Below are 9,471 nucleotides of genomic sequence, written 5' to 3'. Positions count from 1 at the left end.
CGCCGACGTTGACGGTGGCGCCGGTGACGGCGTCGCCGACGCCGACCTCGACCGGCACCGACTCGCCGGTGAGCATCGAGGCGTCCACCGCGGAGGCCCCTTCGACGACCGTGCCGTCGGTGGCGATCTTCTCGCCCGGACGCACCACGAAGCGCATCCCCACGGCGAGTTCGGCGATCGGTATCCGCACCTCGGCTCCGCCGCGCAGCACCGCCACGTCCTTCGCGCCCAGCTCCAGCAGTGCCTTGAGCGCGGCACCGGCGGTGCGCTTGGAGCGGGCCTCGAAGTAGCGGCCGGCCAGGATGAAGGCGGTGACACCGGCCGCCGCCTCCAGGTAGATGTCGGAGGCGCCGTCGCTGCGGGCGATGGTGAGCTCGAAGCCGTGCCGCATGCCCGGCATCCCGGCGTCGCCGAAGAACAGCGCCCACAGGGACCACAGGAACGCGGCGCCCGTCCCGAGCGAGACCAGGGTGTCCATCGTCGCGGCGCCGTGCCGGGCGTTGGTGAACGCGGCCTTGTGGAACGGCCAGGCGGCGTAGGTGACGACCGGCGCGGCGAGGGTCAGCGACAGCCACTGCCAGTTGTCGAACTGCAGCGCCGGGACCATCGCCATCGCGATCACCGGGACGGCCAGGGCCAGCGCGGTGAGGAGGCGCTGGCGCAGGGGGGCCAGTTCGTCGGCCGACCCCGCAGGGAGGCCCGGGCCGGTGGGCGCTCCTTCGGGAGCCGGGGGCTCGGGCAGTGCGGCGGTGTAGCCGGTGGCCTCGACGGTCGCGATCAGGTCGGCCACCTCGACGCCGCCGTCGAAGGCGACCTTGGCCTTCTCGGTGGCGTAGTTCACGCTGGCCGAGACGCCGTCCATCCGGTTCAGCTTCTTCTCGATGCGGGCCGCGCACGAGGCGCACGTCATTCCGCCGATCGAGAGTTCCACCTCCGTGGAGGCGGGGGCCTGAGTCGTCATCGTTGCTCCTCGGGGCAGTCGTCACCGTGCCGTCGCCGTACCGGCCGTCGACCTCAGTTATACCCCCAGGGGGTATCCGGAGCAAGCGATTGCCGATACCCCCGGCCCGTATCAGCCCGGCACGGGCACGGCGGGCTCGGCCGGCCGCCGCACCCCGGCGAGGTGCCCCCATGACGAAAGGGCCGGCGATCCTCGCGGGATCGCCGGCCCTTCCCCGGTGCGGGTGCCGGTGTCGTCCTTCCGGTCACGCCCCGTCCAGTGCCTCCACCAGCGCCGCCAGGAACTCCTTCGGGCGCTCCACCTGCACGCTGTGCCCCGCTCCCTCCACCACCACCTCGCGCACCCGCCCGCCCGCGGCCGCGTAACGGTCCAGTACGGCGCGGGTCTGCGCCACCATCGGCTGCGCCGGGCACGCGTCCGCGCCGGGCCAGCCCGGGACCACACCGAGCGCCCCCAGGTGGGCCACGTCGAAGAGCGAGGTGTCGGAGACGATCACGTCGGCGGAGCCGCGGATCCACAGGACCGGCGGCTTCGGCTCGACCACCTCGAGGTCGTCGATCCGGAAGTGGTTCGGAGCCAGCGAGTTGAGCACCCCCCGCCCGCCGGGCGCGAACCCCGGCCAGGCACCGCTCGGGCGGCTGTCGCCCGGGTAGTGGTCGTCCCCGACCCGGGTGGTCAGCATCGCGGCCAGGTAGCGGTCCGGTTCGGCCAGCGGTTCGCTGACGTACGCGGTGTCCAGCACCGACCGCGGCGCGAACGGCGACTCGGCGCCCACCTCCCCCTCGCGCAGCAGCCGGACGAACTCGGGGGCCGCGCCGCCCGCGCCGGAGCCGGCGGCGTCGGGCGAGTTGAGCCGCCCGTCCACCCCGTGGGTGCCGCCGAAGCCGTACGGGGAGACGGGGTTGACCAGGGTCAGCGAGCGGACCAGCTCCGGGTGGTCCCGCAGCAGCTGCAGCACCACGCCGCCGCCCATGCTCCAGCCCACCAGGTGCACCGGGCCCAGCGCCAGCGCCGCGAGCCAGGAGAGCAGGTCCTCGCTGTGGTCGCGCAGGCCCCGGGTGGCGTCCACCGGCAGCGGCTCGGTGCCGCCGAAGCCCCGCAGGTCGGGAGCCAGCGGCCGGTAGCGGGGCGGCAGTCCGGCCATGGTGGAGTGCCAGAAGACGCCGGAGGAGACGTTGCCGTGCACCAGGACCACGGGCTGCCCCGTGCGGCCCTCGACCTCGGCGCAGTTCACGGTCAGCCGGTCGGTGGCGATCAGCCGGTCGATGATCATCGCGGGCGCCCTCAGTTCAGCCAGCCGGCGACCTGCGCGCTCGCCGCGCCGTCCCAGCCGAGTTCCAGGTGGTTGGCGGAGGCGATCAGCGCGGTGCCGCCGACCGTCGCGAAACCGGTGGTGTCCAGTGCGCTGGCCACGAAGACCACCCCGTCGCTCGGGCCCCGGTCCTCGTTGAAGATGCCGACGATGTTCGGGGTGCCGCCGGCCAGGAGGTACGCCGTGACCGAGGCGGGCACTCCGGCCCGGTGCAGCGGGGCGACCAGCGAGCCGGCGTCGATCGCGGGCTGGATGCCGCCGCCGTCGGTGTAGAAGCCCTGGCCGCCGTAGTAGGTGGTGTACCAGTCCTGCTGGGTCTGGTCGACGCCGAACACCGAGTCCCACCGGGCCAGCATCTGCCGCTGCCCGGGGTAGTCGTCGTAGCCGCCCGTGGCGGTGAAGGAGAACTCCGGGTGCGCGGTGTAGCTGCCGTAGCAGGTCATGTGCAGGTGGGGGGACGGGGCGTTGATCCTGCCTCCGCACTCCGGCCAGATCGAGAAGTCGTGCGCCCAGCCGTGGGCGAACGGGTAGTCGTAGCCGCCGTTCGGGCCGCCCAGGGTGATCAGCTTGCGGACGTCGCCCGCGTACGGGCGGCCCCAGGCGGGCTTGACGGAGGAGACGTAGGCCCGGGTGGACATCTCGCCCTTGCTCCAGCCCACCAGGTCGACCTGGGGGACGCCGAGCTTGGCCCGGATCAGCGCGACGGCGTCACCGACCTCCTGGGCCTGCATCAGGTTGTCGCCCTGCTTGTGCGCGAAGCCGATCGCGAAGACCCGGTAGCCCCGGCCGGCCAGGTACTGCATCAGCCCCGTGCTCGGGCAGGAGGCGGCGCCGCAGCCGTAACCGCCGGACTCGCCGGGATCGGCCCAGGCCCGGTCCGGGTTGTCGTTGGCGCCGTGCACCAGCAGCACCGGGACCTGGTGCGCACCGGTGTTCCAGCCCGGCGCCGAGTAGAGCAGGAAGCGGCCGGAGAACGGCTGCTTGACGCCGCCGAAGAAGGTCAGCCGCTGGCCGTCCTGGTCGCCCCGGCCGTCCGGCGGGTACTGCTCCTGGCGGAAGCCGGGGGTGGTGTCGAGGTACCGCTCGACGCGGTCCCAGCCGTTGGCGACGCTGGTGTACGTCGCTTCCAGGGTGAGGTTGGGAGGCACCGCCGCCGCGGCCGCGGCCGCCGGTCCTGCCGGGACGACCAAACCGATCATCAGCAGGACGCCCGTGAGCACCCCGCCCCAACCTCTCCGTCTGCCGAGCCTGCTCTGCCGCATGGCGCGCCCACTCCTCCACGTCGAGGGTCCAGTGGGCGACACGGTACGGACGGCGGGGTGCCGGTTATATGGCGGTGGCATACACCCCGGGAGGCCCGGTGTGGCGGTCGGTCACCTGGTTTCGGTCAGCGTCCTCAGCCGGACGGGCGCCGGGCGGCCTGCCGGAGGACGGAGTGGAGCAGGGCCTCCGCGTTGCCCGGGGTGGCGGACCAGCGCCGCATCTCGGTGTGGGCGGCCCGCCGGCGCGGGCTGACGGCGCGGACCGGCCGGGAGAACTGGGCGCTCAGGCACCACCACATCTCGATGCGAGCCCAGGTGAGGCGGCCGATCACTCGGGGCCCGCCACGCGCAGGTGGATGGGGTGGGCGGACTCGACGCCGATGAAGGCCATCGCCCGCACCGCGCCGAACTCGGTCAGCTGGTGGGCGATCCGGGCGGCGGAGGCCGGGGAGAAGAGGTCGGCGAGGTAGCGCGCCTGGTCGTCGTCCAAGGGGAGTCGGGCCAGGGTGGTACGGATGGCGTCGAGGGCGTCGGAGAGCTTCGAGAAGGTGGCGAGCTTGGTGACGCCCTTGATCTCGACGGTGACGGGGAAGGGAAGCTCGGTGCTCATCGCGCGCCCCCGTCGAGCCGGGCCCACACGACCTTGCCGATCCCGCCCGGGCGCGGCGAGCAGCCCCAGTCGGAGGCGAGTTGGGAGACGAGCCAGAGCCCGCGCCCGGTCTGGTCGTCCGGGTGAGCGGGACGGGGGGCGGGAGGCGGGGCGGAGTCGGCGTCGTGCACCTCGATGCGGAGCGAGGCGGGGTGGAGGTCGAAGCGGATGAAGATCAGCCGCCCCGGCGGGGTCCTGGCGTGGAGGACGGCGTTGGCGACCAGCTCGCCGAGCACCAACTCGCCGGTGTCGCGGAAGGGTTCGCCGCCGGGCTGCTTGGCGAGGAAGGTGCGGAGCAGCCGCCGCGCGAACCCGGCGGACTTGGGGTGCCGGGGCAGCCACCACGAGTACTCGCTCGCAGGGGCAGGGGGCTTCTCGAGGGTGTCGGACATGGCGGGGCCTCCTCCGGGGTGGTGGTGAAAGGAAGCGATCCGGAGGCGGCCGAGGGCAAAGGGATGCCCGAGCATGAGCCACCGGGATCACGCTGCGTGGTGCGTATCGCTACGCCGAGTAGCATGAGCCCTGCGAGCGCTGCTTCGCAACCCTGAAGGTCAACTCACATATGCTCTTTTCGCGCTGACGTGACGGCCCCCCATCTGTCGCGCCACACTGTGGGGCAGCAACAGCGTGCGATGAGGGGAGGCCCGAGCGTGACCGCGATGCCAACGGTGCGCCGGCGAATGCTTGGTGCGGAGCTCCGAAAGATCCGAGAAAAGCTGCGCCTCACGGTTGACGAGGTATCGGCCCGCCTGAGCTGGCACCAATCCAAGGTCAGCCGGTTGGAGAACGGCCGCTATGGCGTGCGAGCCAATGAGGTCGGGATGCTGCTCGACGTCTACCAGGTCACCGATCCAGAGACCCGAGAGGCCCTCGCGACACTGGCGCGCGAAGGCAAACGCAGGGTGTGGTGGCAGCCCTACTCTGACGTGATCACGCAGCACTACGCCTCATTCATCAGCTTCGAGGCGGAAGCGGTCTCCATCCGGAACTTCGAGTCATCGCTCGTGCCGGGACTGCTCCAGACTGCCGACTATGCCCGTGCGCTGATCCGACAGCTTGAGTCCGAGGCCACCCCGGAAGAGGTCAACGCACTCGTAGATGTCCGCTTGGCTCGGCAAAATGCGACTCTTCGGCGAGAGGATCCCCTGAAGCTGTGGGCGATCGTGGATGAGGCAGCGCTTCGCCGCCTGATCGGAAGCCAGACCATCATGGCCAAGCAGTTGCAACAGCTCATCGCGGCTTCCCGCGAGCCGCACGTGACCTTGCAGGTGGTGCCGTTCTCGGCTGGCGCTCACGCAGGCGTGCATGGGTCGTTCGCGACCCTGGAGTTTCCTGTTCGAGGAGATCTCGACGTGGTGTACACCGAGGCACTGACGAGTAGCCTCTACCTCGAACGAGATAACGATGTCGCGGCCTATGACCGGGCGTTTGATCGGCTGCGGGCAGCAGCGCTTGATGTTGCGCCGTCACGACGGCTCATCGCGCAGATCGCAAAGGAACTTGAGTAATGACTACCAACCAAAGCAGTCCCGACCTCAGTCGCGCCGCATGGCGCAAGAGCAGCTTCAGTGCCAACCAGGGCAACTGCATCGAGGTGGCCGACGGCTACGCCGGCATCGTCCCGGTCCGAGACTCCAAGGACCCCAGCGGCCCGGCACTCGCCTTCCCCACCGACGCCTGGACAGCCTTCATCGCCGCCATCAAGGCCGACGAACTCCCCACCACCTGAACACCCTGCGTGGGAAGTCGGCCGGGCCGACTTCCCACGCCATCAGCACTCGGCCAGTGCCATCCCCCTCGGCCTACCGCCGGTTCTTGAACTCCTCGATGGCGTTCCACGCCACCTGCACCATGCTCTCGCTGCCGATGTGCCCGGAGTCCTCCGAGATGTGCAGCCTCGCGCCCGGCCACGCCTTCGCCAGTTCCCACGCCGTCTGCGGCGGACATCCCATGTCGTGCCGCCCGTGGATCAGCACCCCCGGGATCCCGGCCAACCTGTGGGCGTCGCGCAGCAGCTGGCCCTCCTCCAACCACGCCCCGTTGCTGAAGTAGTGCGCGCAGATCCGCACGAACGCGACCTGGGCGTCGACCTCCTGGTCGCTGTACATGCCCGCCGGGGTGTGGGGCTCGCTGGAGGTGACCGCGTCCTCCCACGCCAGCCAGTCGACTGCGGCCTTCTCCCGGACCTTCCGGTCGGGGTTCTCCATCAGCCGCGCGTAGGCCGCCACCAGGTCGCCGTCCCGTTCGCCCTCGGGGACCCCTTCGCGGAACCTGTCCCATGCCTCGGGGTGGAACCGCCCGGCGCCCCGGTAGAGCCAGTCGATCTCGGAGCGACGGGTCGTCGTCACCGCCTGGAGGATGATCTCGGTGACCCGCTCGGGGTGCTGCTGCGCATAGGCCAGGGCAAGCGTCGAACCCCACGAGGCGCCGTTCAGCAGCCACTTCTCGATGCCGAGGTGCTCGCGCAGCCGCTCCATGTCGTCGATCAGGTGCTGCGTGGTGTTCAGGCTCATGTCCGCCGCCGGGTCGCTGGCGTGCGGGGTGCTGCGACCGCAGTTGCGCTGGTCGAACCGGATGACGCGGTACCGCTCGGGATCCCACGACCGTAACGGCCGCTTGGGCGCCCCCGCCCCCGGGCCGCCGTGGACGCCCAGAGCAGGCTTCCCCTCGGGGCTGCCGAGTTGTTCGTAGTAGATGCGGTTGCCGTCCCCGGTGTCGAGGAATCCGGCGTCGTAGGGACTGGTCTCAGGATAGAGAGGCATGACCGTCGATCCTACGGGAGCGATAGCAGCTGTCAGCCTCAACTGGCGGTTCAGAAAACTTATTTGCCCTCAGTGCCGGCCGTGCCCGGCGTGCTCGCCGACCTCCGGGCCGCCGCCCATCATGCGGAGCATCTCGGCTCCGCCCGTACGGAAGAAGCGGACCACCAAGGCCGCGCCCACCAGCAGGAAGACGATGTTCAGCCAGGTCGTGTAGTTCCACTCCACGCCGGCCATCGGGATCTCCGCGTCCCGCTGCTCGGGGACCAGGCCGAGGCCGCCGAACACGACCTCCACCACGTACCCGGCCACCACCATCGCCGCGTAGAACGTGCCCAGCAGGAAGGACGCCATCCGGGCGCCGTAGTACTTCCGGTAGATGTTCAGGATGGGCAGGATCAGCAGGTCCGCGAAGATGAACGCGACCACACCGCCGAAGCTGATGCCGCCCTTCCACAGCACCACCGCCAGCGGCACGTTGCCGATCGAGCAGACGAACGACGCGATCGCCACCAGAGGCCCGATCAGCGGCCCCCACAGCTTCGCCGCCAGCGGGTGGTCGGCGAAGAAGAACGCCTGCCAGAACGAGTCGGGCACCCAGGCCGCGATGGCACCGGCGATGAGCAGGCCGATCACCAGGTCCTTCAGGATGGCCGCCCACTCCATGACGAACACGTGCGAGACCGAGGTGAGGCCCCGCCGGGACAGCAGCCGCCGGGCGAAGGAGCCCTCCCCCACCACCGACATGTCCATCGCCGCGTGGCCCTCCATCGAGCCGGCCCGCCCGAACTCGGCCTGCTGCCGCGCCTCCCGGAGCAGCCGGTCGCCCAGCAGCCGCCGGAACAGCAGCGCGAGCAGCAGGATCATCACCGGTCCGCCGACGAACTCGGCCGCGGTGAACTGCCAGCCCAGCAACAGGGCGAGGATGATGCCGAGTTCGATCACCAGATTGGTGGAAGCGATCTCGAAGGCCATCGCCGCGGTGAAGTCCGCGCCCTTGCGGAACAGCGACCGGGCCAACGCGACGGCCGCGTAGGAGCACGAGGAGGACGCCGCACCGAGGCCGGCGGCGACGGCGAGGGTGCGCGGGCGGTCGTCGCCGAGCAACCGCGACACGGTGGCCTTGCGGATGACCGCCTGCACCACGGCGGACAGCAGGAAGCCGAGGATCAGGGCCCAGGTGATCTCCCAGGTCATCGATCCGGCGATGGACAGCGCGTGCAGGATCGCGTGCATGGTGGTCCGCCTTCCTCAGTCCCCGGCGTCGGCCAACATATACCGGTAGGGGGTATAGGGAAACCGCGACGCGCCAGTCGGCCGGGGCCTGAGGCGCCACCACCGCAAGGCGGCGGCGGCCGAAGCGCACCCGGACCTCGACTGCGGGAACCGTCACAGGGGCACCCTGGTCAGCGTCCGCCGAGGCTCCCCGTGAGCGGACGGTCGGCCCCGCGCTCCGCCGAGGGGCGGTCCAGGCCGAGGTTGCGGTGGATCTCGAGGGCGGCGGTGGAGCGGTTCAGGGTGATGAAGTGCAGGCCGGGCGCTCCCTCGCGGAGCAGGCGGTCGGCCAGCCGGGTCGCGTGGTCGACGCCGATCCGGTGGGCCTCGACCCGGTCGCCACGGGCCGCCGCCAACCGCTCCGCGAGACGGGGCGGGAAGGTCGCTCCGCTGAGCTTGGCGAAGCGGGCGATCTGGCGGACGTCGGTGGCCGGCATGATCTCCGGGATGACCGGGGTGTCGCAGCCCGCCGCGGCGAGCCGGTCGCACAGCCGCAGGTAGTGCTCGGCCTCGAAGAACATCTGGGTGACGGCGTAGTCGGCGCCGGCCCGGCACTTGGCCGTGAAGTGCCGGATGTCCTCGTCCCAGTCGGTCGAGCGCGGGTGGCGTTCCGGGAACGCCGCGACGCCGACCGAGAAGGCACCGAACTCCTTGACCAGGCGGACGAGTTCGGCCGCGTAGCGCAAGCCCTGCGGGTGCGCCTCCCAGGCACCGTTCGGGTTTCCCGGCGGGTCGCCGCGCAGGGCCAGCACGTCGCGGATGCCGACGTCCGCGTAGCGGCGCAGGATGGCCTGGAGTTCGGCGGTGGAGTGGCCGACGGCGGTCAGGTGGGCGACCGGGCGCAGCGTGGTCTGGGTGGCGATGCGTTCGGTGGTCCCGATGGTGCGGTCGCGCGAGGAGCCGCCGGCGCCGTAGGTGACCGAGACGAAGGTCGGCGCGACCGCCTCCACCCGGCGGATCGCAGCCCACAGGGCGTGTTCGCCGGCCTCGTGCTTGGCCGGGAAGAACTCGAAGGAGTACGTCCGTTCGCCCGCCGCGAGGATCTCGCGCAGGCTGCGCGGGCCGCGCAGCCCGCTCCGGGTGGTCTGGTCCATGGGGCTCCCTCGCGTGGTGGGCCGGCCGACGGTCCTGCGGCGGCGTCGACGGGTGCGGCGACTGCGGCAGCCATCGTGCACCCCGACCCCAACAGTGCGGCTGGCAAAGGGCTCGAGATCCGCTGGAGCGGGCGCGGGAGCGGTACGGACAAGGGAACG

The 9,471-nt window shown here is 71.2% G+C and carries 11 protein-coding genes; 2 read left to right on the top strand and 9 right to left on the bottom strand.

Annotated features, from left to right (window positions below):
- From ACGF07_RS29205 to ACGF07_RS29180, 6 genes are all read right to left on the bottom strand, one after another.
- A partial coding sequence (locus tag ACGF07_RS29205) for a heavy metal translocating P-type ATPase (protein WP_392903524.1) occupies positions 1 to 961 on the bottom strand: 961 nt, incomplete at its 3' end.
- A gap of 244 nt (positions 962 to 1,205) precedes the next feature.
- On the bottom strand, positions 1,206 to 2,234 hold the full coding sequence (locus ACGF07_RS29200) for an alpha/beta fold hydrolase (protein WP_392903522.1): 1,029 nt from the start codon (positions 2,232 to 2,234) through the stop codon (positions 1,206 to 1,208).
- Positions 2,235 to 2,245: 11 nt separating this feature from the next.
- Positions 2,246 to 3,535, bottom strand: coding sequence for an esterase/lipase family protein (locus ACGF07_RS29195; RefSeq protein ID WP_392903520.1), 1,290 nt, complete (start codon positions 3,533 to 3,535; stop codon positions 2,246 to 2,248).
- A 134-nt stretch (positions 3,536 to 3,669) separates the two neighbouring features.
- The gene (locus ACGF07_RS29190; protein ID WP_392903518.1) at positions 3,670 to 3,867 is read right to left on the bottom strand and encodes a hypothetical protein; all 198 of its coding nucleotides are present in this window, start codon (positions 3,865 to 3,867) and stop codon (positions 3,670 to 3,672) included.
- The gene (locus ACGF07_RS29185) at positions 3,864 to 4,145 is read right to left on the bottom strand and encodes a hypothetical protein (protein ID WP_392903516.1); all 282 of its coding nucleotides are present in this window, start codon (positions 4,143 to 4,145) and stop codon (positions 3,864 to 3,866) included. The genes ACGF07_RS29190 and ACGF07_RS29185 overlap by 4 nt, the downstream gene beginning before the upstream one ends.
- Positions 4,142 to 4,576, bottom strand: a complete 435-nt coding sequence (locus ACGF07_RS29180; protein WP_392903514.1) for an ATP-binding protein — start codon at positions 4,574 to 4,576, stop codon at positions 4,142 to 4,144. Before ACGF07_RS29180 ends, ACGF07_RS29185 begins: the two co-directional genes overlap by 4 nt.
- 267 nt (positions 4,577 to 4,843) lie before the next feature.
- On the opposite strand from ACGF07_RS29180, the gene ACGF07_RS29175 reads away from it, so the two are divergent.
- Positions 4,844 to 5,692: a helix-turn-helix domain-containing protein gene (locus ACGF07_RS29175; RefSeq protein ID WP_392903533.1), complete on the top strand. Its 849-nt coding sequence runs from the start codon at positions 4,844 to 4,846 to the stop codon at positions 5,690 to 5,692.
- Positions 5,692 to 5,913 (top strand): DUF397 domain-containing protein, encoded by a 222-nt coding sequence (locus tag ACGF07_RS29170; RefSeq protein ID WP_392903512.1) that lies wholly within the window; start codon positions 5,692 to 5,694, stop codon positions 5,911 to 5,913. Before ACGF07_RS29175 ends, ACGF07_RS29170 begins: the two co-directional genes overlap by 1 nt.
- Before the next feature lie 73 nt (positions 5,914 to 5,986).
- Here ACGF07_RS29170 and pip read toward each other — a convergent pair whose 3' ends face one another.
- The 3 genes from pip to metF form a co-directional block, all read right to left on the bottom strand.
- Positions 5,987 to 6,946: a prolyl aminopeptidase gene (pip, locus tag ACGF07_RS29165; RefSeq protein WP_392903509.1), complete on the bottom strand. Its 960-nt coding sequence runs from the start codon at positions 6,944 to 6,946 to the stop codon at positions 5,987 to 5,989.
- Positions 6,947 to 7,015: 69 nt separating this feature from the next.
- Entirely contained in the window at positions 7,016 to 8,179 is a 1,164-nt protein-coding gene (locus ACGF07_RS29160; protein WP_392903507.1) for a permease, read from the bottom strand.
- Positions 8,180 to 8,349: 170 nt separating this feature from the next.
- The gene (metF, locus tag ACGF07_RS29155; RefSeq protein ID WP_392903504.1) at positions 8,350 to 9,312 is read right to left on the bottom strand and encodes a methylenetetrahydrofolate reductase [NAD(P)H]; all 963 of its coding nucleotides are present in this window, start codon (positions 9,310 to 9,312) and stop codon (positions 8,350 to 8,352) included.
- Between the last annotated feature and the right edge of the window lie 159 nt (positions 9,313 to 9,471).

Origin of the sequence: Kitasatospora sp. NPDC048194 (assembly GCF_043202455.1) — a bacterium.
Classification (GTDB): Bacteria; Actinomycetota; Actinomycetes; order Streptomycetales; family Streptomycetaceae; genus Kitasatospora.
Note: the sequence above shows the minus strand (reverse complement) of the source record. Positions and strands in the feature narration are given on the sequence as shown.

What these genes read in the sequence shown, in the direction of transcription:
- ACGF07_RS29170 (WP_392903512.1), top strand. Translation starts at nt 5,692, where the DNA reads ATGACTACCAACCAAAGCAGTCCCGACCTCAGTCGCGCCGCATGGCGC.
- pip (WP_392903509.1), bottom strand. Translation starts at nt 6,946, where the DNA reads ATGCCTCTCTATCCTGAGACCAGTCCCTACGACGCCGGATTCCTCGAC.
- ACGF07_RS29195 (WP_392903520.1), bottom strand. Translation starts at nt 3,535, where the DNA reads ATGCGGCAGAGCAGGCTCGGCAGACGGAGAGGTTGGGGCGGGGTGCTC.
- ACGF07_RS29175 (WP_392903533.1), top strand. Translation starts at nt 4,844, where the DNA reads ATGCCAACGGTGCGCCGGCGAATGCTTGGTGCGGAGCTCCGAAAGATC.
- ACGF07_RS29185 (WP_392903516.1), bottom strand. Translation starts at nt 4,145, where the DNA reads ATGAGCACCGAGCTTCCCTTCCCCGTCACCGTCGAGATCAAGGGCGTC.
- ACGF07_RS29200 (WP_392903522.1), bottom strand. Translation starts at nt 2,234, where the DNA reads ATGATCATCGACCGGCTGATCGCCACCGACCGGCTGACCGTGAACTGC.
- ACGF07_RS29160 (WP_392903507.1), bottom strand. Translation starts at nt 8,179, where the DNA reads ATGCACGCGATCCTGCACGCGCTGTCCATCGCCGGATCGATGACCTGG.
- metF (WP_392903504.1), bottom strand. Translation starts at nt 9,312, where the DNA reads ATGGACCAGACCACCCGGAGCGGGCTGCGCGGCCCGCGCAGCCTGCGC.
- ACGF07_RS29180 (WP_392903514.1), bottom strand. Translation starts at nt 4,576, where the DNA reads ATGTCCGACACCCTCGAGAAGCCCCCTGCCCCTGCGAGCGAGTACTCG.